Origin of the sequence: Streptomyces sp. 1222.5 (assembly GCF_900105245.1) — a bacterium.
In the GTDB taxonomy this organism is placed as follows: domain Bacteria; phylum Actinomycetota; class Actinomycetes; order Streptomycetales; family Streptomycetaceae; genus Streptomyces; species Streptomyces albidocamelliae.
On record NZ_FNSZ01000002.1, the window covers coordinates 104,175 to 127,656 of the forward strand.

Here is a 23,482-nt window from a genome sequence, read left to right on the forward strand (position 1 = left end):
ATGGGGGTGCCGTCAGGCGGCGTGGCGCGGGCTGTTCTGGTACGCGGCGAGGAACCACTGGCCCTCGCGCTTGACGACGACCCAGGAGGCGTGGACGGCGCGCTCGGCGCTCGGCTCGGTCTCGCCGGGGGCGAGGATGCCGCCCCGGGTGATCAGGATGCCGGACTCGCTGTTGGCGAAGCGCAGGTCGACGGGGGTGCCGGTGACGCGGGTGCCCTTGAAGGGGCCCTGGAACGCCTGGGTCAGGAAGGCCCTGATGGCGTCCCGGCCCTTCTGGAAGTGGCCGGGGATGATCATCGTGCCGTCGGGAGTGAAGACGTCTGCGAAGGCGTCCGCGTCGTGCGCGGCCCACGCCTCGACGACGCGCTGGGGCAGCGCGGCGATGGCGGCCTTGTCTTCGTCGGTCGCGGTGGCGGTCACGATGGTCTGCGCGGTCATGTGCTGCTCCTGGGTGTTCGGTCGGAGTTTTCCGAGCCGGGTGTCGGGTGGCTGAAGGCGCTCAGATGTAGAGCGTGTTGGGCTCGAGACCGCACAGGACGCGGCCGTACAGCTCGTTGTTGGTGTCCGGGTTCATCAACGCGTGCAGGCTGACGGCCTGGATGTCGCGGCTGATCCGCTGCATCGGGACATCGCGGTAGATGGAGGAGCCTCCGGAGGCGGCGGCGAGGATGCCGACGGCCTCCTTGGCGAGGCGGACCACGGCGCCCATGTCGGCGCGGGCGCGGGCCCGCTCCTCCAGGGTGAACTCCTCGCCGGCCAGGCCCTTGGCGTCGACGAGGTCGGCCAGCCGGTAGGCGTGGAACTCGGCCTGGTCGATCTTCAGGGTGGCCTCGGCGACCTGGTGGTGGGTCAGCGGCGCCTGGGCCTGGGACTCGTAGGCGGTGTAGGTGAGGGTGCGGCCGGGGAGCCGCTCGAAGAAGGCGTCGCGCGCGGCGCGGGCGAGGCCGAGGGCGGTACCGACGGAGGAGGCGGCGGCGACCGGCAGCAGCGGGACGCGGTAGACGGGGCTCGCGGCGTTCAGCTCGGAGGCGTACTGGCCCTGCAGGATCGCCGGAAGCGGGATCACCCGCTCCTGCGGGACGAAGACGTCCTGGGCGACGGTGCTGACGCTGCCGGTGCCGCGCAGCCCGGAGGTGTCCCAGTCGTCGATGATCTGCAGGTCCGACATGGGCACGAGGGCCATGACCGGCAGGTGCTGCCCGTCGGGCGTCGGCTGGACGGCGATGATCTCCTGCCAGTGGGCGTGGCGGGCGCCGCTGACGAAGCCCCACTTGCCGTTGACGACGATGCCGCCCTCGGCGGGCGCGGCCAGCGCGGAGGGGCTGAGCGTGCCGCAGATGCGCACGTCGGGGGTGGCGAACACCTCGTCCTGGACGCTGTCGGGGAAGAGGCAGGCCATGAAGGTGGGGATCCAGTAGACGGACGTCGTCCAGCCGGCCGCCCCGTCGGCGCGGCCGAGTTCGGCGGCGACCTCGACCAGGGTGCGGGTGTCCGCCTCGTAGCCGCCGTACCGCTTGGGCACGCGCAGCTTGAACAGGCCCGCCCCGGCGATCGCCTCGATCGTCTCGTCCTGCAGTCGCCGGTCCTCCTCCGCCTGCGCGGCGTTCTTCTTCAGAAGCGGTGCGAGGTCGCCGGCGCGCTGCACCAGGTGTGCTCGCGTGGGGATGTCGGCGGTGAGCATCGTGGGTCCTCCCGGAAGGTACACAGGTGTCGGTCGCCGGAAGCGGGACCGTGTCGCGCACCTGACGCTCACATCGCGGCGGCCCTGGCGGCACCTCTCGTGTTGCGAAGTTGGGCCGGTCGCAGCGACTTCGGCACGTCGGTGCGGGGTCGGGCCCGCTGCCGCACGCAGCAAGAAGCCTCCCCGGCCGGCGGCTGCCACGATGAGGCCTATGACGGATCAGCAGCACGCCGGGGAAGGCCGCGACAAGGCGACGACCACCCGTCCGTTGACGGGCGACGAGTACGTCGAGAGCCTGCGCGACGACCGCGAGGTGTACCTGTACGGGGAGCGCGTCAAGGACGTCACCGCGCACCCGGCATTCCACAACCCGGTGCGGATGACGGCCCGCCTGTACGACGCGCTGCACGACCCGGCCCACCGCGAAGTGCTCACCACTGCGACCGACAGCGGCGGCGACGGCTTCACCCACCGGTTCTTCACCACGCCCCGCAGCGCCGAGGACCTGGTGGCCGACCAGAAGGCGATCGCCGCCTGGTCCCGGATGAGCTACGGCTGGATGGGGCGCAGCCCCGACTACAAGGCCGCCTTCCTCGGCACGCTAGGTGCCAACGCCGACTTCTACGCCCCCTTCTCGGACAACGCGCGCCGCTGGTACCGCGAGTCGCAGGAGAAGGTCCTGTACTGGAACCACGCGATCGTGCATCCGCCGGTCGACCGCAGCCGCCCGGCGGACGAGGTCTCCGACGTCTTCGTGCACGTGGAGAAGGAGACCGACGCGGGTCTGGTCGTCAGCGGCGCCAAGGTGGTCGCCACCGGTTCGGCGCTCACCCACCACAACTTCATCGCCCACTACGGTCTGCCGGTGCGCAAGAAGGAGTTCGCGCTGGTTGCCACGGTGCCCACGGGTGCGCCTGGCGTGAAGCTGATCTGCCGCCCGTCGTACTCGGCGATGTCCGCCGTGATGGGCAGCCCCTTCGACTATCCGCTGTCGTCGAGGCTGGACGAGAACGACACGATCCTCGTCCTGGACAAGGTCCTCATCCCGTGGGAGGACGTGTTCATCTACGGCGACACGGCCAAGATCCAGATGTTCTCGGGGCAGTCGGGCTTCCTTGAGCGCTTCACCTTCCACGGCTGTATACGCCTCGCCGTGAAGCTGGAGTTCCTCGCCGGCGCGCTGGCCAAGGCGCTGGAGATCACCGGGACGCAGGATTTCCGAGGGGTGCAGACCCGGCTCGGCGAGGTGCTCGCCTGGCGGAACCTGTTCTGGGGGCTGTCGGACGCGGCCGCGCGCAACCCGGTGAAGTGGCGGAACGGAGCGGTGCTGCCGAACCCGCAGTACGGCATGGCCTACCGGTGGTTCATGCAGATCGGCTATCCCCGGATCAAGGAGATCGTCCAGCAGGACGTCGCCAGCGGCCTGATCTACCTGAACTCCAGCGCCGACGACTTCAAGAACCCGCAGATCCGTCCGTATCTCGACAAGTACGTGCGCGGTTCGGGCGGCGTCGAGGCCGTCGAGCGCGTCAAGGTGCTGAAGTTGCTGTGGGACGCGGTGGGCACCGAGTTCGGCGGTCGGCACGAGCTGTACGAGCGCAACTACTCGGGCAACCACGAGAGCGTGCGCACCGAGCTGCTGTTCGCGCAGACGGCGAGCGGGCAGGTCGACGACTACAAGGCGTTCGTCGACCAGTGCCTGTCCGAGTACGACCTGGACGGCTGGACGGTCCCGGATCTCGATTCGTTCCCGGGGCTGCGCGAGGCACGCGGGGGCCTGCTCGGCGGCTGAGGGCCCTCAGGTCCGTTCCAGCAGGTCGGCCAGGAACGGCGCGATCACGCCGGGCACCACCTTGCAGTCCAGGACGAGGGTGCCCGGGCAGCCGGCCGTGCGCCACCGCCGTACGGCGTCGAGGTCGTCCGGGCGGCGCACTGTGACCGCCGTGGCGCCCAGGCCGCGGGCCACCGTGGCGAAGTCGGTGTCGGCGAAGGACAGCGTGGCCGGGTCGGCGCCCTGCGGCGCGTACATGTGCTCTTCGAAGCCGTAGGCCGCGTCGTCGTAGACGACGACGAGCGCGGGCCGGCCGGAGCGCACCAGCGTGTCCAGCTCCGGCAGGCCCATCAGCGCGCCGCCGTCGCCGACCGCCGCTACGGTCAGCCGGTCGGGGCGGCCCACCGCTGTGCCGACCGCGCCGGCCAGGCCCAGGCCGATGCTCTGGAAGGCGGCGCCCGTGAAGACGAACCCGGCCGGGTCGGGCACCGGCCAGTACATCCCGGGCCAGGCGATGAAGTGCCCGCCGTCCAGCACCAGGGTGCGTTCCTCGGGCAGCAGGGCGGCCAGGGCGCGGGTCAGGGTGCGCGGGTCGATCCGGTCGGCGGTGGACGCGTCCTCGTGGGCGAGGTCCGCCCATCCGGTGCGTGCCCGGGCGGCCCGGTCGGCGCACCGCCCGCGCCAGTCCGGCACGGGCAGTCCCCGTTCCTCCACCGCGTCGAGCAGCCGTACGGCGACGGCGTGGGCGTCGCCGCGCACCACGAGGTCGGCCCGCTGTGCTCGCTTGTGCCCGTCGACGTCGACCTGGACGACGGTGGCCGCGGGGTCGAGGATCCGGCCGCCGTGCAGGGTGAAGGTGTCCAGGCTCGCGCCGAAGGCGACGACGACGTCGGCCTCGCCCATCAGGTCGGCGGCGGCCGGTGCCGCGAAGCCCCCGCAGACCCCGAGTGACCAGGGGCTGTCCCGGAACAGCCCGCCGGCCATGACGGTCGTCGTGAACAGGGCTCCGAGGCGGTCGCCGAGTTCGCGCAGGATCTTGCCGGCGCCGGAGTGCCAGGCGCCGAGTCCGGCCAGGAGCAGCGGGCGGCGCGCCCCGGCCAGGGCGTCGAGCAGTGGCTCCAGGTCGGGTTCGGCCACGGCGTCCGTCGTGCCCGCCGCGGCCTGCGCGACGGTGCCTGGGGTGCCGGGCAGCGCGTGGTTGACCAGGTCGCCCGGCAGGAACACGGCGACGGGGCAGCGCTCCTCCCGGGCGGTGCGTACGGCCGCGGCGGTGTCGGCGCGGGCGGTGCGCGGTTCGGTGAGCCGGACGACGCGGACGCCGAGCGCGGCCAGGAGCGCGCTCTGGTCGATGTCGTGCGGCCGGGGACCGCTCACCGGGGCGTCGCCGCACAGCAGGACGGCCCCGCTGCGGTTCTTGGCCGCGTCCGCCAGCGCGGTGACGGTGTTGGTGATGCCGGGCCCGTGGGTGGTGGTGCAGACGGCGACGTCGCCGGTCGCCCGGAAGTAGGCGTCGGCCATCGCCATGGCCCCGCCCTCGTGCCGGGCCGCCGTGTAGCGCACGCCGGCCGCGGTGAGCGCGGCCGTGGCCAGGATGTTGCCGCCGCCCACCACCCCGAAGGCGTGCCGGATGCCGCTGTCGGCGAGGGTCTGCCCGACGGCCTGCGCGAGTGTGGTCATGCGTGACTCCATGGGTTGCGTCAAACAACTTACTGATCAGCGAAAAGTGCCCGGACGGGCTGCGGGTCCCCGGGCGGGCGTGGAGCGCCCGTCCGCCCGGGGACCGGTGTGCCTTTCGGATCAGGCGAGTTCGAAGATGACCTCGCCGACGGTGATGTCGATGCGGTTGGTGCGCACCAGCTCCCAGCCGCCCTCCTCGAAGACCGACTCCCAGTCGTCGACGGTCGGCAGGAAGGTGCCCATGAGGTCGTGTCCGAGCTCGAACCCGAGCGTGAAGACGGGCAGTTCGGTGTCGGGCAGCGCGGTGCGGGTGGCGTCGCCGATCAGCAGACGCCGGGCCGCGGGGAACACCTCGCGCAGCCGGCGCAGGGTGGCCACGCAGTTCTCCCGGGGCCAGAAGTCGTGGCCCATCATGAAGCAGGTGAGCAGTTCGATGTCGGCGTACTCGGGGCGCGGTTCGAGGCGCAGTACGTCGCCCTGCACGAACTCGGCGCGGTCGGCGAACCCGGCCTCGGACGCTTCCTTCCGCGCCACGTCGAGGGACGGCCGGGCGATGTCGACGCCGACGCCCGTCGCGCCGGGGTGGCGGTCGAGGATCTGCATCAGCCGTGCGCCGGAGCCGCAGCCGAGATCGGCGACGCGGCTGAAGGGGAAGTCCACCCGGTCCATCGCGGCCCAGAAGGTGGGCGCGTAGGTGACCTGGTCGATCTCCCGGCAGGCGTAGGCGATGGCGGCGGCGTCGCGGTGGTAGTAGTCGCCGCTGCGGTTCTCGGTGCGCAGGACGGCGGGCATCTGCCGGAACAGCTCGGCACTGCCACGGGTGAGCCAGTGGAAGAACGACTTGTTGCGGTACATGTCGTCGAAGCCGTCGAGGGTGTGGACCACGGCGCCGTCGCGGCGGACGAGCCCGACCGACGCGAGGGCGCGGAACAGGCCGGTGGTCGACAGCGGGTCGAGACCGGCCCGCGCGGCGAAGTCGGCGGTGTCCAGCGTCCGCGCGCGGTGCAGCTCGTCCAGGGCTCCGACCTCCCAGGCGGCGGCGATCGCCCATGCCGCCACGGCGGAGTTGTAGATGGAGGCAATGCCGCGCGCGTTGCCCTGTGCGATGTCAACAGTCACTGCTCAGCACCTCGTCCTTGGGAGTTCGGGGGTCTGTCACCCTTCGTTCCATGCTTCAAGCGCGTGGCGGGTGGGGCATCTCTGACGTTGCTGTCCGGCGGCGGCGCCACGGTCCGCCGGGCAGGTCACCCCGTCAGCTCCCTTTCCAGGGCGCGCTCCAGCGGGGTCAGCGGCAGGTCGGTGAGCCGCTCCGGGTGGCCGGGCGGGATCTCGCCCGCCGGGTCGGGGCCGGATGGGGAGGGCATCGGGCCGATCCACACCCAGCCGAAGTCGGACAGGGACCAGTAGGCGGAGCGCAGCAGCCGGCGGGCCAGCCGCAGGGCTGCGGGCCCACGGCTGCCGGCGGTGTGCGCGAAGGGCGTGGAGGAAGTGGTCACGGGCCGACCGTCACACCCGGTCGCCGGCCGGCGCATCTCGCAGGGTGCGCCGCTCGCCGGCGCGCTGCAGCGCGGCGTGTCCGCGCCGGCCCTCCTCCAGGGTGGGCGCGAGTTCGAGGGGGGCGCTTGCGTCGCCCTCGCGAAGGATGGCGGCGGCCCGGGCGAGTTGTTCGGCGACCCGGTCGAGGACGTCGGCGACCGGGCCCGCGTTGTGGGCGAGGACGTCGCCCCATAGCCACGGGTCGCCGCCCGCACTGCGGACGGCGTCGCGCAGCCCGTTCCCGGCGAGCCCGAGGAACGCCTCGGAGCTGTCGGCGAACCGGGTGGCGAGGGCGGCTGCGATCAGGTGCGGGCCGTGGGACAGTTCGGCGACGATCCGGTCGTGCACGTGGGGGGCAAGGTCGATCCGGTACGCCCCGCACACCTCGATCAGCGCGTCCATGGTCTCCAGCGCCCAGTCGGGCGTGGTCTCGTACGGGCACACCACCCAGGGCCGCCCGGTGAAGCGGCTGGCGGCCGCGGTGTCCCGGGCGGGTGCGTCGGAGCCGGCCAGCGGATGTCCCGGTACGTATCCCTTGAGGTCGCAGCCGCGCAGCTCGGCCTCGGCGCAGACGATGTCCTTGGTGCCGGCCGTGTCGGTGTAGACGTGCCCGAGCCCCCTGCTCTGCGCGCTGTGCAGGACGTCGACGACGGCCGAGGGGGCGGTGGCGACGACGACGATGTCGGCGGGGGGCTGTCCGGGCGTCCAGGCGGTGCCGGCACCGAGGGAGACGGCCTCTTCCAGGGCGCGTGGGTCCTCGTCGACGAGGGTGACCCGGACGCCGGCGAGGCCGAGGGCGAGGGCGAGGGAGGTGCCGGTGGTGCCGCAGCCGATGACGACGGCGGTGCGCAGAGTGGTGGTCATGGTGGCTCCTTGCGGCGGGGCGCCTTCGCGCCGTGGCCGGTGGGCTGCGGGTGGTGCGAGTGGTGCGGGTGCGGGAGGGGGGAGGCGGTCCGGGTAGGGGACCGCCGGTGGGGCGGCCCCCCTCAGTGGTCGCAGCCGGGGTGGGCGAACTGGCCCGGCTTGCGGCCCTCTCCGGCGGGGCCGCGGTAGGCCTGCGCGATGTCGAGCCAGCGGTCGGCCTCTGCGCCGGTGGCGACGAGGGCGAGGTCGTCGCGGTGGCGGCGGCGGGTGACCAGGAGGCAGAAGTCCTCGGCGGGTCCGGTTACCTTGTTCTCGGCGTCCTCGGGGCCGTACGCCCACACCTCGCCGGTCGGGGCCGTCACCTCGATGCGGAAGGGCTCGGCCGGCGGGGTCAGGCCGCGGGACAGGTAGCCGAAGTCCCGCGTGAGGAAGGCGAAGAAGACCAGGTGGCGCAGTCGTCCGGTGGCCTCGCGGTGCACGCCGAGGGCGTCGGCGATGTCCTGGCCGTGGCCGAAGATCTCCATGATCCCGGCGGAGGCGAGGACGGTCGGCGGCAGCGGGTTGACCAGCCACGGCACGACCTGGTCCTCGGGGACTGCGGCGAGGGCGTCGACGGACCGGCGGCCGAGGGCGCGGAAGCGGCCCAGCAGTTCGGCGGGCGGGAAGGCGTTGAACTGGCGCAGAGCGGCGTCGACGGCGGCGTCGAAGTCGCCCGCGGCGCCGGCGGCGAGCTGGGCGAAGGCCTCGGGGTCGGAGGCCGCGGTGCCGGCCAGGTGGAAGATGAAGGTCAGGTGGGCGATCTGGTCGGCGATGGTCCAGCCGGTGGCGGGGGTCGGGGTGTGCCAGGCCTGCTCGTCGAGGCCCTCGACGAGACGGGCGGTCTCCTCGATGTCGGTGGCGAGGTCCTTCACGACGTCGTTGAGCGTGCTCATGATGGTTTCTCCTTGTGAGGGTGGAGCGGGGGTCGGGGTGAGGGGCGTGCCGCCGGTCAGCGGGCGGCGGACGGTGCGGGGCGGACGGCTCCGCCGAGGCGGGCGCCGGTCCTCACGGCGGCGGTGAGCGCCGCCCAGGAGGCGAGTTCCACCAGTTCCCGGTCGCCGGGGTGGACCGCGCGGAACGCGTCGATGTCCGCGTCGGTGATCTGGTGGTGGTTGAGGGCTATGAGGAGGGCGAGCCGGGCGGCGGGCAGGTGCCCGTCCGGCAGAGCGGCGGTGGCCTCGCCCAGCCAGGCGCGGCTCGGGCCGGGCACGGTGCCGTCTCGCACGGCGAGTTCGGCGTGCAGCAGGTCGCGTACGGCTTCCGGGATCCAGCGCTCCGCCGCGGCGTCGACGGACGCTACGGCCCTGGAGAGGGCGCCGGCGACGGCCGGGCTGGTCTTCGCCCAGTCGAGTCCGGCCGGCAGCGGGGCGGCGGGGAGCAGGTCGAGCGAGGCGCCGGGCGCCACGGTCCGGCCCCGGTCGGGGCGCAGGGCACGGGCGACCATCCGCATCGCCGGTCCGCGGCCCGCGGCGGGGGCGGCGGCGGGGACAGGGGAGTCGGGCAGGAAGAGCCGGACCATCCGGTTGAGGTAGTGGAAGGTGACGGCGGTGCCGAGGATCTCGGGGGCCTCCTGCGCGTCGAAAGGTGCCGCCGCGGGTCCGGCGGCCGGGTCGGTGCCCGCGCCGCGGGCCCATTCGGCGAGCGGTCCGTGGCGGTCGGCGGCGCCCAGGGTGGCGAGCGTGGCCTCGTGGACCTCGACGCAGTAGGGGCAGTCGTTGGCTTGGGAGACGGCCGTGGCGACGGCTTCCTTGGCGGCCCGGCCGACGCGGCCCTCGGCGAGGAGGGTCTCGCGCAGCAGCAGCCAGGCGGCGGCGAGCGTCTCGGGGGCCGGCGAGTGCAGCGCGAGGGGCGGGGCGACGATGCCGAACTCCCGCCGGGCCTGGGCGTAGACCTCGGCCACCGGGCCGCCGGCCGCGTCCTGCGGGACGGCCGTGATGTGCCGGATCTGCTGCAGGGAGCCCTTCAGCAGGATTCTTACGAGCGGTCGCACCGCCGCCTCCTGGTTCCCGGTTCGGATCGGGTTGTGTGAAGCAACCCACTGGATGTGTCGATGGTTTTTTGAAGCAACTCACTGGGCCGCGAAAAGCCGTTCGGAAGGTTCACACGGTGGTGAGGCGGCGCTGCTTCAGCAGGGGCAGCACACCCGCGCGTCCGCTCTTGTAGCCGGTGGGGGCGGGGGCGCCGTAGGTGACGTCCACTCCCCTGGCCCGGGCGGCGGCCACGATGTGCGGCACGGCGCGTTCGGCGAGGGCGGCGATGGTCATGGCCGGGTTGACGGTCAGGGCTCCGGGGACGGCGGAGCCGTCGGTGACGAAGATGCCGGAGTGGCCGCGCAGTTCGTTGGTGTCGTCGAGGGCCGAGGTGCCCGGGTCGTCGCCCATCCGGCAGGAGGCCAGCGGGTGGACGGTGTAGGCGCCGACGAGGTCGTTGGTCCAGGGCATCACCTTGGCGAGGCCGTCCTTCTCCAGGATCTCCTTCACGTCGGCGTCGGCCTGGTTCCAGCCGTGCCAGGTGTTCTTCGTCGGTTTGTACGACAGGTTGCCGCGGCCGAGCAGCTGCTGGGAGATGCGGTGGGAGTTGCCGGTGGCCGGCGGCGGCCCGAAGACCCCTTCGTTGTCGTCCTCGGTCATGCAGAAGATCGTCAGCCAGGACTTCCAGTTCTTCAGGATCTCCTTCTTCTCCTTGCCGAACCAGGTCGGGCCGGTGGCGTCGGGGGCCTGCGCGAGGATGGTGCCGAGGCCCGGCGGGAAGTAGAGCTGCTCCAGGGAGTAGCGGGAGTACTCCGGCAGGGAGCCGTCGAGCTTGTCCCAGCTGGCCACGGTCGGGCCCTTGCCGATGGCGTTGGCGCCGTAGGGCAGTTCGCCGTCACCGCGGCTCAGGCCGAGGATTTCGGCGACCTTGTCCTCGTCGAGGATGGCCGTGTTGAGGCGCTCGCCGTTGCCGGAGAAGTAGCGGCCGACCGCGTGCGGCATCGTGCCGAGGTGGGTCTCGCTGCGCTGCAGGATGACCGGGGTGGCGCCGGCGCCCGCCGCCAGTACGACGATCTTGGCCTCGATGACGCCGGAGCCGGCCTGCAGGCGGTAGTCCTCGTCGTGGACGATGTTGTAGTGGACGCGGTAGCCGCCGTCGGCGGTGCGCTCCAAGTGCTGCACCTCGTGCAGGGGGCGGATCTCCGCACCGTGGGCGAGGGCGGCGGGCAGGTAGTTGACGGTGAGGGACTGCTTCGCCTCGAAGCGGCAGCCGGCCATCATGAAGTTGCAGTTGACGCACTTGGTGTTGTCGACGGCCGCGGCGAGCGGGTTGGCGGTGCGCCCGGCGTGGTCGCAGGCCGCCGCCCACAGGCCGCCGGAGTAGGAGGCCTCGTTCCAGTCGGGCTTGCTGACCGACAGGGATTCCTCGATCCGGTCGTACCAGGGGTCGAGGGTGTCGCGGCTGACGGCCTCGGGCCACATCCGGCGGCCGATGCTGCCGTGCCGGTCGAAGACGAACCGGGGGGCCCGCGGCATGGCCGCGAAGTAGACGACGCTGCCGCCGCCGACGCAGTTGCCGCCGAGCACGCTCATGCCGTCGCCGACGACGAAGTCGAAGATGCGGGTGTAGGAGGAGCCGAGCTTGTAGTCGTGCTCGAACTCGTCGGTCTTCAGCCAGGGCCCGCGCTCCAGGACGGTGACCTTGGCACCGCCGGCGGCCAGGTGGTAGGCGGCGATCGCGCCGCCGAAGCCGCTGCCGACGACCAGTACGTCGGTCTTCTCGATCGCGTCGCTCATGCGGGGCTCCCGGTGGGGGTGGTGTCGGGGTGGGGTTGGGCCAGCTGTCTGCCGTAGCCGGAGTTCTTGAAGCGCCACAGTCCGTCGGTGTCCGGCTGGGTGATGCCCATGGCCGTCAGACCGGGGTGGCCGTCCGCGAGGGCCTCGGCGGTGTGCAGGTGGGCCGCGGAGTCGAAGGCCATGTTGCAGAAGAGGGAGAGCAGGACCCAGAAGTCCTTCTCCGGGTGGCCGGGCGTGGTCAGTTCCTGGATGAGGTGGACTCGGTCGTCGTAGTCGAGGGAGACGAAGGGCGGCACGGTCGGGTCGAGGGTGATGCCGGCCTTCTCGGCGTAGTTGCGGGTGTGGCCGTTGACTCGGTCGGCCAGGTCCTCCAGACCGTCGTGGATACCGGTGGCGTCCCAGCGAAGGAGGTCGATGGCTCCGCAGACGACGGCGCCGCCGCCGGTGCTGACTCCGGCGATCGCCCGGTCACCGGGCCACCGCTTCTCGCCCGGGACGATGGTGTCCGCGTAGGCCTCGAGGGTGAGGGTGGTGTCGGGCCCGATGTCGACCCTGCGCTCGGGGATTCTTCTCACTGCGGGCAACTGGGCCTCCGGTCAGGTCATTTGGGGTTCCTGGTGGCGTGAGAAAAAGCTAGAAGTGCTAGGTCTTTTCAAACAACCAACCAGGTGGGTGTTCGCCCGAACACTGGTCCGCATACCCGACCCGCCAAAGTCGCGTTGTCCCCGCCGACGGGCTCCAGAAAAAAACAGGTCGTTCACTATGCTCTCTTCGGATGCGTTGTTCTCCGTGGCGTCCGGGCCCCTCTCCCGCAGTTCGAGGGAATCCGGGCACGTCTCGATCTCGCCGAGGGGGAAGGGGAGAGGTGAACAGCAACGACAGATCTCTGACGCTGCCCGCCAACTTCACTCACCGGGTGCGGATAGAGGCGCTCATGCCGGCCGATTCGCCCCGCCTGAACGGCGTCGACGAAAGTCACGTGCGCCGCCTCACCGACATCTACACCACGCTGCCCCCGATTCTCGTCCACCGCGGGACCATGCGGGTGGTCGACGGAATGCACCGGGTCGCCGCGGCCGCCGCTAACGGGCTCACGTCGGTGGAGGTGCAGTACTTCGACGGCGCGGACGAGGAAGCGTTTCTGCGGTCGGTGACGGCCAATATCGCGCACGGCCTGCCGCTGTCCGTGGCGGACCGCAAGGCGGCCGCCGAGCGCATACTGCGCTCCCGTTCCGACCTGTCCGACCGGGCCGTCGCCGCCTACACCGGGCTCGACGCGAAGACGGTCGCGACGCTCCGCCCGTGTTCGACCGCGGATTCTCCGCAGTCGAACATCCGGATCGGCGCCGACGGCCGCGCCCACCCGCTCGACCGCACGGCGGAGCGGATCCGGGCCGCCGAACTCATGACCCGCAGGCCGGATCTGCCGCTGCGGGCGATCGTCAAGGAGACCGGGCTGTCGCTGGGCACCGCCCACGACGTGCGCCAGCGGCTGCTGCGCGGCGAGGCCCCGGTGCCCACGGGCCGCCGGGCGCCCGCCCGGCGCGAGGCCGCGGAGACGGGGGACCGCCCCGAACCCCTGGCCGCCCCGTCGGCCACCGGCAACGGCGCCCCGGCGGCCGACGGGGGTCCCTCCGGATCGAACCGCACCCGCGGATCCCTGGAGACCCTGCGGCGGCTCGCCGGCGACCCGTCCCTGCGGCACTCCGAGTCCGGGCGCCAGTTCCTTCGCTGGCTGCACACCCACTTCATCGTCGACGAGGCCTGGCGCCAGCAGGCCGACGCGGTCCCTCCGCACTGCACGGGCACCGTCGCGGAACTGGCCCTCCAGTGCGCGGGCGCCTGGAAGCGGTTCGCCGAGGACCTCGACCGGCGGCGGCTGACCCACACGACGCCCGCTCCATCCCGGCACGCGGCCCCCGAATCTCGGCAGGGAGCATGATGCACAGACAGGGAGAAACGGTGACCACCACCGCGATCGAAGCCGCTGTCCTTCGAGTCATCGACGAAATGCATGCGAATCTCGGCCAGGAACTCACGATCGACGACATGGCCCGCACCGCCATGTTCAGCAAGTTCCATTTCACCCGCGTGTTCCGGGACGTGACAGGCACATCCCCCGGTCGCTTTCTCTCCGCCCTGCGTCTGCAGGAGGCGAAACGCCTGCTCCTCCAGACGGATTTCAGCGTCGCCGACATCAGCAGCCAGGTCGGATACAGCAGCGTCGGTACCTTCAGTTCCCGATTCAAGTCCTGCGTCGGCGTCTCACCGAGCATGTTCCGGGAATTGGACGGATTCACCACGGAAATCGGTCCGGACGAACAGAGCGAGCACTCCAGGGGTGCACTGCGCGGGCGCGTGCACCTGCCCCAGGACCGCGCGCCCGGTCACTGCTTCGTGGGCCTGTTCCCCACGCCCGTCCCGCAGGGGCGGCCGGTGCGCTGCGCGGTCCTGGACGGTCCCGGCTCCTTCGAGCTGCGTGACGTCCCGGCCGGCACCTGGCACGTGCTGGTGCACTCCGTGCCGTACGGCTACGAGCACATGCCGTCCGGCACCGGTGACCGTGACGTCGTCTCCGTGGGCAGCTACGGACCGGTGACCGCGCACGAGGACACCCTGCTGATGCCGGCCGAGATCGTCCTGCGCCCGCTGGACGCCCTGGACCCGCCGGTGCTGATGGCGCTGCTCGACCTGCGCGCCGACGCCATGGACCGCATCGCCGGCTGACCGCTCCAGGAACCGGCGAAGGGGCGGGCACGGAAATCCGTGCCCGCCCCTTCGCGCGTGGCCCGCGCGGTGCCCGCCTCAGTCCGCCGCCCGGATCGTCATCGGCAGTCCGCCCCGCATCCGCAGGGACATCATGGGCTCCGGGACGCCCGGGTGTCCGGGCACCACTGCCAGGTCGAGGTCCCGGGTGACGAGCGCGGTGACGAACACCGCCTCCATCATTCCGAGGTTGCTGCCCACGCAGAACCGCGGCCCGGCGCCGAAGGGGATGTAGGCGTAGCGGTGCCGGTGCGCGACGCGCGCGGGGTCGAAGCGGCCCGGGTCGAACCGCTCGGGGTCCTCCCAGAGGTCCGGATGGCGGTGCAGGGTGTAGGGGCACACCAGCACATCGGCCTTGGCGGGCACGTCGAACCCGCCGACCTGGTCGGGTCCCTGGGCGATGCGCGGCAGGATCCACACCGGCGGATACAGCCGCATGGCCTCCTGCACGACCTGCGTGGTGTACGTCAGCTTGTGCAGGTCCTCGGCGTCCGGCAGGCGGCCGCCGGCCAGCACGCCCCGCGCCTCCTCGCGCACAAGGTCGCGTACGTGGGGGTGGCGGGCGAGCAGCAGCAGGGTCCAGCCGAGCGTGCTGGCCGTGGTCTCGTGGCCGGCCAGCAGCAGCGTGACCAGTTCCTCCTGGAGCAGCCGGCGGCCGAGGGCGGCGTCCTCGCGCGCGCGGGCGGCGAGGATCATCCGGGCGAACGCGTCGTCGGCGCCGTCCCCGTCGGTGAGGCGGGCACTGCGGTCGGCGACCAGTTCGTCGACGATCCGGGTGAGTTCCCGGCGCGCCGCGCGGAACCGGCGCTGGGTGCCGAACGGCACCCAGGTCGGTACCAGGCCCTGGCTGACCATGTCGAACATGGCCTGGTCCTGGACGGCCTCGAAGGCGTGCTCGATACCGCCGTGCCCGTCGAGGGGGGTGTCCATGAGGGTGCGGCCGAGGACACCGAGGGTGAGCCCGGTGACCTCGTTCAGCACGTCGACGGGAGTGTCCCCGGCCCGCCGGCGCAGCAGTTCCACCAGCTTGGCGGACTCTTCGGCGACGGCTCCGGCCTGGGCGGCGATCCGCCCGGGCTTGAACGCGGGCTGCACGTTGCGGCGCTGGGCGCGCCACAGCTCGCCCTCGCTGGTGAGCAGGCCGTCGCCGAGCACCTTGCGGGACTCCACCAGGCCGATGCCCTTGTGGTAGTTGGCGGCGTTGTCGGCCAGCACGTGCTTGGCGTAGTCCGGCCGGTTGAAGATGTACAGCTTCTTCGGGCCCATGGAGACGCGGACGGCGTCGGAGAGGTCGGCTGCGTCCCGCATCATGCCGAGCCGGTCGACCGCGAGCTTGCGCAGCAGTCCGGGCAGCCGCCACACGGGCGGCCCGGGCGGGTGGACGCTCATGCGCGCTCCCCTTCCGCGGGCCCGGCCAGCCGCCGGAAGCGGCCGTGGTGGAAGACCAGCGGCTCGCGGTCCGGCACGGCGTCCAGGGCGAGCACCCGGCCAAGGTGGACCGTGTGGTCGCCGCCGTCGTACGCCCGCCAGCGGGCGCACTCGAAGTGGGCAGCCGCACCGGCGATCAGCGGGGCGCCGCTGGCCGGCCCGGGCAGCCAGTCCATGGCGTCGAACTGTGCGGCGCCCACGGGCCGGGAGCGGTCGGCGAAGTGCCGGGCAACGTCCTCCTGCCCGGCACCGAGGACCGACACCGCGAAGGTGTCGGTCCCGGCGAGGACCCGGTTCATGACGGCGTCGTTGCCGACGCACAACAGCACCAGGGCCGGATCCAGCGACACCGAGGTGAAGGAGTTGGCGGTCATGCCGCGCGGGCTGGTCCCGCCGACGGTCACGACCGTCACTCCGGTGGCGAAGGACCCGAAGGCCCGCCGCAGCCGCGCGGGATCGCCGGTGACGGCGTCCCGCGGCGGCGCGGCGGCCAGGGTGCTCATGCCGCCCGCCCCGTCAGCGCCCGGCCTTGGGCGGAGTACGGCTCGAGGGCGTGGGCCAGTGCCTCGGGGATGAGCGAGGGCACCGTGTTGGTGTTCGGGCCGCGCATGCACGCGATCCGCTGGCGGCCGCGGGCGATCAGGACTTCCGCGCCGCCGGTCACCTTGACGTAGTCGAAGGTGAACTCCAGCTGAGTCTGGCCGAGTTCGGCCAGCCGCATCCGGATGGACAGCTCGTCGAAGGCGGTGATCTCGGCGAAGAACTCGCAGTCCACCTTCAGCGTGAACAGCTTCAGGTCGTCCTGGACGTCGGCCAGCACCGCCGGCGCCTTCTGCTGCAGGAACAGCTCGCGGCACCGGCCCTGCCAGCGCAGGTAGTTCACGTAGTACACGTTGCCGACGAGGTTGGTCTCCTCGAAGCCGACCGTGTGCCGGTACTCGAAGTAGTCGTCCGCCATGGTCTAGGCCCTCCCTTCGGTGAGTTGAGTCTCGTGCGTGAGGAATGCGAAGACCGCCGGCTCCAGGGCGTCGCGCAGCGCGGTGACGAACGTCGCGATCCGCAGGTCGCCGGCGGCGAAGACCACCCAGGCGTCCTTGCGGCGCGGCAGCACCGTCAGCGGCGCGCCGGCCATGATGCCGGCCTTCCGCAGGCACTCCACGGCGCCCCACACCCGGGTGGCCGCGGTGTCCGGCGCCTCGCCCGTCTCCCGGGCGACCAGTTCGGCGACGGCGGCGTGCTCACCGAGCAGCCCGCGCCACTCGTCGGCCGAGCGCATGCTGACCGCCTCGATGTCGCAGGCGACCTCGGTGTCGGAGACGGCGCTGAGGGTGACCCCGAGGCCGTGGGCCGCCGACATCGACATGTGCCGGGCCGGCTCCAGTTCCGGCCGCCCGTCCGGGCGGTGCCGGACCGCGACGGGGCTGCCCAGGGCGCGGGCCGCCGCGTCCGCGGTGAAGCTGCGGCGCTGGGCCACGGAGCCGGCGGGGGTCTCCCCGTGCGGCTCGACGGCGACGGCGATCCGGCTGCCGACGACGTCCTCCAGGGAGCGCTCCAGGTACGGGCCGAGCAGCGGGGCGACCCACGGCCCGGAGCCGTCGGTCTTGCGCACGGCGTGCAGGGTGAGGCCGTCCCAGCGTTCGACGACGGTGCCGTGCTCGTCGCGCACCGCGATGTCGTACACGTAGGTGTCGCCGTCGCGGCTGCGTTCGACGGCCGTGTACCGCAGCCGGTCGGGCACGTGGTCGCCGGAGCCGAGCGCGTGGATCCGTTCCACGCCGGACGGCAGCAGGGTGGCGTCCGGGACGCACACCTGGTTGCCGTGCATGAGCGCGTCGCGCATGCCGGGGTCGGCGAGCAGCAGCTCACCGGGCAGGAATCCGGCGAACCAGCCCTCGGGCCGCTGCTGCACGGTGACTTCGGCGTCCACGTGCCGGGCGGCGGCCCGGTGGAAACGGCGCAGCCGCTGGAAGCGGGCGCCCTGGAACAGGACGCTGCCGTACAGGTCGGCGGCCGGGTCCAGGGGGACGACCGGGGTGTCCTCGGGCACCTGCAGCGGCGGGCCGTCGGGCGCCGCCGCCGCGTTGAACAGCAGCCGGGCGCGGAAGTGCTCGGCGACGAAGCCGGTGTCCTCGGCGTGGATGGCGACGTCGACGGCGTCGGGGCCGGTGACGGTCGCCGCGATCCGGATCCGGGTGCTGCCGTTCGGCGGTACGACGATGGGACGCAGGAACTTCGCGCCCTCGATGACGGGTGCGCCGGTGTTCCCGGTGACCGCGGAGGCGACCTGGGTCATGGCTTCCATGCCGATGACGGCGGGCAGGAGCAGGTTGCCGTCGAGCAGGTGGTCGGACAGGTAGGGGTCGGTGCCAGCGTTCAGCTCGACCTCCGTGACCAGCTCGACGCCGTGGTAGCGCACCAGCGGGTTGCCGGTGAAGCGCAGCATCGGCAGGGCGGGCAGGTCGCGGCGGACGGTGTCGATGCCCTCGGTGCGGCCGCTGACGACCGTGACGACGGGCGCGTCCGGGTCCTCGATCAGGCGCAGCAGGATGTCCACGCCCTGGTCCGGGGAGACCGGGGTGATGCCCTCGCGGGAGAGGGTCTCGACGACGGAGAGCTTCTCGCCCATGCCGACGCCCGACCACACCGACCATTCCACGCAGCGGGCGCGCATGTTCGGGTGGGTGCGGGCGACCTCCTCGGTGAGGTCGGCCAGCCACTCGTTGGCGGTGGCGTAGTGGGCCTCTCCGCGCAGACCGGCCCGGCCGATGATGCTGCCGAAGGTGACCAGCAGCTTCAGGCCGTCGGCGCCCACCGTGTCTAGGACGGTGCGCAGTCCGTCGACCTTGGGGGCGAAGGTCCGTTCGAAGTCCTGCGGGGTGAGCCGCCCGAGCGCGTTCGGCTCGTTGCGTCCGGCGCCGTGCAGCAGGCCGGTGATCGCGCCCAGTTCCTGCGTCAGTTCGGCCACGGCGGCGGTGACCTGCTCGGGGGCGGTGACGTCGGCGCGCGCGTAGTGCACGCGGACTCCGTCGGCACGCATCCGCTCCAGGTTCTCGGCGAGTTCGGGGTCCTGGGCCGGGTCGGACCGGCCGAGGACGGCGAGCTTGGCGCCGGTGCGCTGGGCCACGGCCAGCGCGCACTCGGCGGAGATGCCCTTGCCGCCGCCGGTCACCAGCAGGACGTCGGAGGCGTCCAGCGGGGACTCGGTGCGCTGCGCCGCCACGGGCAGGGCCCGCAGGGTCGGCACCCGGCGCGCGCCGGCGTCGTCGTAGTGGACCTCGGCGAACCGGGTGGTCGCCGCGACCTCGGCCACGACGCGTTCCACCACGTCCGGCACCGCCGGGGTGTGGACGACGGTGGTCCGCAGGTACGTCGCCTCCTGGTGCAGCGTCTTGACCAGGCCGGCGGCGCCGCGCCCGTCCTGGACGAGGACGAAGCGCCGTGCGCGGTCCCCGGCGAGGGCGCTGTGCGCGGCGGCCAGCACCCGGTCCACCTCCTGGCGGCCGCAGCCCTTGGCCAGTACGGCGAGGACACCGGCGCCGACACCGGCGCCCGCGAGTTCCCGGCGCAGCCGTTCGGCGTACGGGTGGCCGTCGGTGGCGAAGAGTTCCCAGTCGCCGTCGGTGCCGTCGGCGGCCGCGTGCGGCCGGGCGACCTCGTCGAGGTCGACGGCGAAGGGACGGGCCCAGGGGGCCGCGCCCGCGACGACGGGGGTGTCGCTCTCCACGGTGCCGCCGGTGCTGACCAGGGTGTCCAGCGCCTCGGCGAGTTCGGCGAGGGTGGCGGTGGCGAAGTTGGTCGGCACCTGTGCGGCGGCGATCCCGAGGCGGGACGCCGCCTGGTTGACGATCTGACCGACCGTGATCGAGCTCATGTGGAGGTCGTCCAGGAGCCGGCTGTCGGGGTCGACCAGTTCGGCGGGCAGTTCGGCGCGCTCGGCGACGAGGGCGCGCAGCACCCCCAGCGCGTCGGCGCCGGTGTCGGCCGTTTCCTCGGCAGCCGTGGCGTCCACGGCCGCCGTGGCCGGTGCCGCTGTCGTGCCCGCGGTCCGCGTGGCCGGTCCCGTCGGAACGGCGGAGGCGGCGGGGGCCGGACGGCGCACGGCCGCCGGCACCCCCTCGCGCGGCGCCTGCTCACAGGGGTTGGCGAGGAAGGAGAACTCCTGCCCGACCTCCAGGGGCCGGATGAGCCGGTCCTCGAAGAGCCGCTCCAGAGCGAGGGGCGCTCCCGCGACGAACGCGGCTCCGGCGACGGCCAGGACCCCGCGCAGCGACTCGTCGTCGGTGTTGAGGGCGACGGCGGGGATGCCGGTGGCGGCCTGGGCGAGGCCGGTGAGGACCCGTCCGGGGCCGACCTCGACGAACAGGTCGACGTGACGGGCGGCCTCGCGCACCGCCTGCGTGAAGCGGACGGGGCCGGTGATCTGCGCGGTGAGCAGCGCGGCCAGGTCCGTCTCCTGGGTCAGCCCCTCGCCGGTGACGGTGGAGATGACCGGCGCGGAGGGGGCGCCGAGGCGGGCGGTGGCCAGCCAGTCGCCGAACGTCGCGGCGGAGCCGGCGACGAGTGGCGAGTGGAAGGCGTGCGAGACCTTGAGGGGGATGCAGGCGACGCTGGCGCGCTCGGCGCGGCGCCCCACCTCCTCGATGTCCGCGGGTGAACCGGCGACGACGGTCTGCTCCGGGCCGTTGTACCCGGAGATGACGGCGTCGAGGCCGGCGAGGAGTTCCTCGGCCTGCTCGGGTGCGGTTGCGAGCGAGGCCATCGTGCCCGGGTCGCCGTGCTGGGCCATGGCCCGGCCGCGTACCCGTGCCGCTTCGAGGAGCGTCTCCTCGTCGAGGGCCTGCGCCCAGTGCAGGGCGGACAGTTCGCCGAGGCTGTGGCCGACGGCGACGGACGCCTCCAGCCGCAGGGTGTCGAGGACGCGCAGGCCCGCGGCGGAGCCGGTGGCGATGCGCGGCTGGGCCACGTCGGTGGCGACCATGTCGCCGGTGGTGGGCAGTGCGGCCCGGGCGAAGACCTCGGCTGCCTCGGGGAAGCGACGGCTCAGCGCCCCTCCGCCGGCGCCGTGACCGGAGCCCTGGCCCGGGAAGAGGAAGCCGATCCGGGCGCGTCCGTCCGCCCGGCCGAGGAAGCCTCGGCCGTCGGCGGCTGTGTACGACGTCTCTCCCGTCTCCAGCAGGCCGGCGAGGTGGGTGAGGCGGCGCTCGGCGTCCTCCGGGGAGGAGACGACGACGGCCGCGCGGTACGGCAGCCCGCGCAGCTCCCGCTGGAGCGTGGCGGCGAGGTCGGCGACCTGGCCGTAGGAGACCTGGGCGGCGAAGGCGGCGACCTCGGTCAGCCGCGCGCGCAGCGACTTCGGGGACTCACCGTCCAGGACGAGGAGCTCGCAGTCCTGCGAGGCGTTCGCGAGGGTGGCGGAGCGCCTGCTGGGGGCCGTGCGCCGCCGCCCGGCGGGCTCGTCGAGGACGATGTGGGTGTTGATGCCGCCGAAGCCCATGGCGGTGACGCCGGCTCGGCGCGGCGCGTCCTCGGGCCAGGCCTCGGCCTTGCGCAGCGCTGTGAGGTTGGCCTGGTCGTCGGCGAGCAGTTCGTGCGGGTCGACGGTGCCGATGGCCGGCGGGAGGGTCTGGTGGTCGACGGCCATGGCCGCCTTGATCAGACCGGCGACGCCGGCGGCGGCCTTGGTGTGGCCGATCATGCCCTTGATGGAGGTGATGGCCGCGCGCGGCGCGTCGGGGTCGGCCTCGCGGCGGGCGCCCATGAGGGCGGTCAGCTCGGTGGCGTCGCCGACGGCGGTGCCGGTGCCGTGGCCCTCGAAGAGCCGGACGGTCTCGATGCCGAACCCGGCCCGGTCGTAGGCCCGCTTGAGGGCGAGCTGGTATCCGCTGACCTCGGGGCGGGTGATGCCGCCCTGGCCGTCGGAGGAGACGCCCCAGCCCGCGATGGTCGCGTAGACGCGGTGGCCGGCGGCGAGGGCGTCCTCCTCGCGCATCAGGACGATCATGCCGCAGCCCTCGCCCGGCCAGAAGCCGTTGGAGCCGCGGTCGTACAGGCGCATCTCGCCCTTGGCGAGCGCGCCGGTCTTGGCGAAGCCGATGATCTCGAAGGGGTCGATCGACAGGTCGACGCCGCCGGCGACGGCGACGTCGATGTCACCGTTGACCAGCGCGGTGCCCGCGGTGGTGACCGAGAGCAGCGAGGAGGAGCAGGCGCCGTCGACGGTGTAGCCGCCGCCGTTGAGGTCGAAGTGGTTGCAGATCCGGCCGGCGATGGTGTTGGCGAGTCCGCCGGCGAGGGTGTCCTCGTCGATGGCCGGGAACGGCTCCTTGTAGGCGGTCTCGACGTCGCCGAGGAAGTGGGCGATGCGGTCGTCGTCCCAGTCCTGTTCGCCCTTGAGGGCGGCGGCCAGCACCCGCCGTACGTACGGCCAGCGCAGCCGCATCACGTTGGCGCGTGAGAACTCGCCGGTGAGGGTGTTGCCGACGACGACGCCGGTGCGTTCGCGGGGCAGGCCCTCGCCGGCCGGGAACCCGGCGTCGGCGAGGGCGCGTCCTGCGGTGTCCAGGGCGAGCCAGTGGGTCAGGTCGGTGGAGCGGAAGGTGCTGCCGGCGATGCGGTGGGCGATCCTGTCGAACTCGTAGCCTTCGATGACCGCGGCGTTGCGGGCGTAGAAGGTGTCGGGTGTGGTCGGGTCCGCGTCCCAGTAGTCGTCCAGGTTCATGCGGACGTCGGGCAGGCGGCGGAACGCGCGTCGTCCGGCGACGGCGTTGTCCCACAGCTGCTTGGGGTCGGTTGCGTCGGGATAGCGGCAGGCCATGCCGACGATGGCGATTCTGGTCATGCGACCACCGGTGTCCTCAGGGTCTCGGCCTCGGCGTCGGCCGGGGCGGGGCAGGAGCAGGCACCCTCCGGGCAGGCGCACGCGGCGGCCTCGGCGTCGGCCGGGGCGGGGCACGCGCAGGCGCCTTCGGGGCAGGTGCAGGCGGCGGTGTCGGCGGCCTTCTGGGCGACGGCGTCGGCCTGGGCGACGGACCGGGTGACGGCGGCGAGCGCGAGGGCCTCCTCGGCCCGTTTGCGCGCCACGATGTCGGCGGTCCACAGGAAGGTGCCGCGGATGCCGCATGCGAGGGCGGTTGCGAAGAACAGGCCGTAGGCGATGCCCAGCGCGGTCACCACGCCGTACAGGGTGGCGACACCGCTGCCGAAGGCGATCTGGCCCCACTTGGAGGACGGCGTCGTGCCCGGGTCGGTGATCATGTAGTTCGTGAAGAGCACGAACGCCACGCCGGTCATCATGGCGAGGCCCGCGGGGATGGAGGTGTCGAACAGCAGGCCGCGGACGATCGCCTGGAGGGCGAAGCCGCCGAGCCAGGCGAGGATCAGCCACATCCGCTCGGTGAGCTTGGCGTTCAGCATGGTGCCGAGCGAGAGGATGATGGCCGGCACGAGCCAGTCGAAGCCGCCGTCGAGGTACTCGGTGAACTGGTACGGCGGCGCGATGGACGCCCACGGGAAGAGCACCAGGATGACGGCGATGCCGAAGTTCGACGGGTTCATGAAGTGCCGCATGCGGCCCTTGACCGGGGCGCGCAGCACCCACTTGGTGCCGACGGCGACGATGACGCCGAACATCATGACCCACACGATGTCGTTGACGTACGACAGCATGTTCACCGCGAGACCGGTGATGTGGGCCGGGTAGAGGAACTCCATGACGCCGCGGGGGCCGTTGCCGCGGAAGCGTGCCGTGCGGCCCTCGGCGCGGGCGCCGATGATCTCCAGGACGATCTCGAGCGAGTAGGCGGTGGCCAGAGCGATCAGCGGCCAGGTCCAGGGCTGCTCGAAGCCCAGCACCGTGTATCCGAAGATGTTCAGGACGGAGATGGAGATCGCGAACCGGCGCAGGGCCGTGACGACCTTCGGGTTGTGGCGTGGTGCGTTGGTCTGGGGGGACAT

The 23,482-nt window shown here is 72.7% G+C and carries 18 protein-coding genes; 3 read left to right on the forward strand and 15 right to left on the reverse strand.

Annotated elements, in window-relative coordinates; genetic code table 11:
• Positions 1-12: 12 nt before the first annotated feature.
• Both BLW57_RS39980 and BLW57_RS39985 read right to left on the reverse strand, forming a co-directional pair.
• On the reverse strand, positions 13-438 hold the full coding sequence (locus BLW57_RS39980) for an SgcJ/EcaC family oxidoreductase (protein WP_073901625.1): 426 nt from the start codon (positions 436-438) through the stop codon (positions 13-15).
• Between the two features lie 61 nt (positions 439-499).
• A complete protein-coding gene (locus BLW57_RS39985) occupies positions 500-1,681 on the reverse strand; it encodes an acyl-CoA dehydrogenase family protein (protein ID WP_093481227.1) in 1,182 nt (393 codons plus the stop codon).
• A 211-nt stretch (positions 1,682-1,892) separates the two neighbouring features.
• Between BLW57_RS39985 and BLW57_RS39990 the strand changes: the two genes are divergently transcribed.
• A complete protein-coding gene (locus BLW57_RS39990; protein WP_093481228.1) occupies positions 1,893-3,473 on the forward strand; it encodes a 4-hydroxyphenylacetate 3-hydroxylase family protein in 1,581 nt (526 codons plus the stop codon).
• A gap of 6 nt (positions 3,474-3,479) precedes the next feature.
• Here BLW57_RS39990 and BLW57_RS39995 read toward each other — a convergent pair whose 3' ends face one another.
• The 8 genes from BLW57_RS39995 to BLW57_RS40030 all read right to left on the reverse strand — a co-directional run bounded on the left by BLW57_RS39995 (position 3,480) and on the right by BLW57_RS40030 (position 11,910).
• Positions 3,480-5,129, reverse strand: a complete 1,650-nt coding sequence (locus BLW57_RS39995; protein WP_093481229.1) for a thiamine pyrophosphate-binding protein — start codon at positions 5,127-5,129, stop codon at positions 3,480-3,482.
• A gap of 120 nt (positions 5,130-5,249) precedes the next feature.
• Positions 5,250-6,248 carry a methyltransferase domain-containing protein gene (locus BLW57_RS40000; RefSeq protein ID WP_093481230.1) on the reverse strand — a complete coding sequence of 333 codons (999 nt, stop codon included), beginning with the start codon at positions 6,246-6,248 and terminating at the stop codon, positions 5,250-5,252.
• A gap of 125 nt (positions 6,249-6,373) precedes the next feature.
• Positions 6,374-6,625, reverse strand: a complete 252-nt coding sequence (locus BLW57_RS40005; protein WP_143051671.1) for a DUF6059 family protein — start codon at positions 6,623-6,625, stop codon at positions 6,374-6,376.
• A gap of 10 nt (positions 6,626-6,635) precedes the next feature.
• On the reverse strand, positions 6,636-7,529 hold the full coding sequence (locus BLW57_RS40010; protein ID WP_093481232.1) for a prephenate dehydrogenase/arogenate dehydrogenase family protein: 894 nt from the start codon (positions 7,527-7,529) through the stop codon (positions 6,636-6,638).
• A 122-nt stretch (positions 7,530-7,651) separates the two neighbouring features.
• Positions 7,652-8,461, reverse strand: a complete 810-nt coding sequence (locus tag BLW57_RS40015; protein ID WP_093481233.1) for a TIGR03084 family metal-binding protein — start codon at positions 8,459-8,461, stop codon at positions 7,652-7,654.
• Between the two features lie 56 nt (positions 8,462-8,517).
• Complete coding sequence (locus BLW57_RS40020) at positions 8,518-9,558, reverse strand: carboxymuconolactone decarboxylase family protein (protein WP_093481234.1); 1,041 nt, start codon at positions 9,556-9,558, stop codon at positions 8,518-8,520.
• Positions 9,559-9,667: 109 nt separating this feature from the next.
• Positions 9,668-11,335 carry an FAD-dependent oxidoreductase gene (locus tag BLW57_RS40025; RefSeq protein ID WP_093481235.1) on the reverse strand — a complete coding sequence of 556 codons (1,668 nt, stop codon included), beginning with the start codon at positions 11,333-11,335 and terminating at the stop codon, positions 9,668-9,670.
• Entirely contained in the window at positions 11,332-11,910 is a 579-nt protein-coding gene (locus tag BLW57_RS40030) for a DUF5987 family protein (RefSeq protein WP_093481236.1), read from the reverse strand. The genes BLW57_RS40025 and BLW57_RS40030 overlap by 4 nt, the downstream gene beginning before the upstream one ends.
• A gap of 290 nt (positions 11,911-12,200) precedes the next feature.
• On the opposite strand from BLW57_RS40030, the gene BLW57_RS40035 reads away from it, so the two are divergent.
• Together BLW57_RS40035 and BLW57_RS40040 are read left to right on the forward strand one after the other, a co-directional pair.
• The gene (locus BLW57_RS40035) at positions 12,201-13,277 is read left to right on the forward strand and encodes a ParB/RepB/Spo0J family partition protein (protein WP_371127882.1); all 1,077 of its coding nucleotides are present in this window, start codon (positions 12,201-12,203) and stop codon (positions 13,275-13,277) included.
• 20 nt (positions 13,278-13,297) lie between these two features.
• Positions 13,298-14,062 (forward strand): helix-turn-helix domain-containing protein, encoded by a 765-nt coding sequence (locus BLW57_RS40040; protein WP_093481237.1) that lies wholly within the window; start codon positions 13,298-13,300, stop codon positions 14,060-14,062.
• Between the two features lie 78 nt (positions 14,063-14,140).
• Here BLW57_RS40040 and BLW57_RS40045 read toward each other — a convergent pair whose 3' ends face one another.
• From BLW57_RS40045 to BLW57_RS40065, 5 genes are read right to left on the reverse strand one after another with little or no spacing between them, the layout of a single operon-like run.
• On the reverse strand, positions 14,141-15,490 hold the full coding sequence (locus BLW57_RS40045) for a cytochrome P450 (protein WP_093481238.1): 1,350 nt from the start codon (positions 15,488-15,490) through the stop codon (positions 14,141-14,143).
• Positions 15,487-16,032 (reverse strand): flavin reductase family protein, encoded by a 546-nt coding sequence (locus tag BLW57_RS40050; protein WP_093481239.1) that lies wholly within the window; start codon positions 16,030-16,032, stop codon positions 15,487-15,489. Before BLW57_RS40050 ends, BLW57_RS40045 begins: the two co-directional genes overlap by 4 nt.
• Entirely contained in the window at positions 16,029-16,487 is a 459-nt protein-coding gene (locus tag BLW57_RS40055) for an acyl-CoA thioesterase (protein WP_073901598.1), read from the reverse strand. Before BLW57_RS40055 ends, BLW57_RS40050 begins: the two co-directional genes overlap by 4 nt.
• Before the next feature lie 3 nt (positions 16,488-16,490).
• Entirely contained in the window at positions 16,491-22,367 is a 5,877-nt protein-coding gene (locus BLW57_RS40060) for a type I polyketide synthase (protein ID WP_093481240.1), read from the reverse strand.
• Positions 22,364-23,482 carry an enediyne biosynthesis protein gene (locus BLW57_RS40065; protein WP_093481241.1) on the reverse strand — a complete coding sequence of 373 codons (1,119 nt, stop codon included), beginning with the start codon at positions 23,480-23,482 and terminating at the stop codon, positions 22,364-22,366. The genes BLW57_RS40060 and BLW57_RS40065 overlap by 4 nt, the downstream gene beginning before the upstream one ends.

What these genes read in the sequence shown, in the direction of transcription:
- BLW57_RS39980 (WP_073901625.1), bottom strand. Translation starts at nt 438, where the DNA reads ATGACCGCGCAGACCATCGTGACCGCCACCGCGACCGACGAAGACAAG.
- BLW57_RS39985 (WP_093481227.1), bottom strand. Translation starts at nt 1,681, where the DNA reads ATGCTCACCGCCGACATCCCCACGCGAGCACACCTGGTGCAGCGCGCC.
- BLW57_RS39990 (WP_093481228.1), top strand. Translation starts at nt 1,893, where the DNA reads ATGACGGATCAGCAGCACGCCGGGGAAGGCCGCGACAAGGCGACGACC.
- BLW57_RS39995 (WP_093481229.1), bottom strand. Translation starts at nt 5,129, where the DNA reads ATGACCACACTCGCGCAGGCCGTCGGGCAGACCCTCGCCGACAGCGGC.
- BLW57_RS40010 (WP_093481232.1), bottom strand. Translation starts at nt 7,529, where the DNA reads ATGACCACCACTCTGCGCACCGCCGTCGTCATCGGCTGCGGCACCACC.
- BLW57_RS40015 (WP_093481233.1), bottom strand. Translation starts at nt 8,461, where the DNA reads ATGAGCACGCTCAACGACGTCGTGAAGGACCTCGCCACCGACATCGAG.
- BLW57_RS40025 (WP_093481235.1), bottom strand. Translation starts at nt 11,335, where the DNA reads ATGAGCGACGCGATCGAGAAGACCGACGTACTGGTCGTCGGCAGCGGC.
- BLW57_RS40045 (WP_093481238.1), bottom strand. Translation starts at nt 15,490, where the DNA reads ATGAGCGTCCACCCGCCCGGGCCGCCCGTGTGGCGGCTGCCCGGACTG.
- BLW57_RS40050 (WP_093481239.1), bottom strand. Translation starts at nt 16,032, where the DNA reads ATGAGCACCCTGGCCGCCGCGCCGCCGCGGGACGCCGTCACCGGCGAT.
- BLW57_RS40055 (WP_073901598.1), bottom strand. Translation starts at nt 16,487, where the DNA reads ATGGCGGACGACTACTTCGAGTACCGGCACACGGTCGGCTTCGAGGAG.
- BLW57_RS40060 (WP_093481240.1), bottom strand. Translation starts at nt 22,367, where the DNA reads ATGACCAGAATCGCCATCGTCGGCATGGCCTGCCGCTATCCCGACGCA.
- BLW57_RS40065 (WP_093481241.1), bottom strand. Translation starts at nt 23,482, where the DNA reads ATGTCCCCCCAGACCAACGCACCACGCCACAACCCGAAGGTCGTCACG.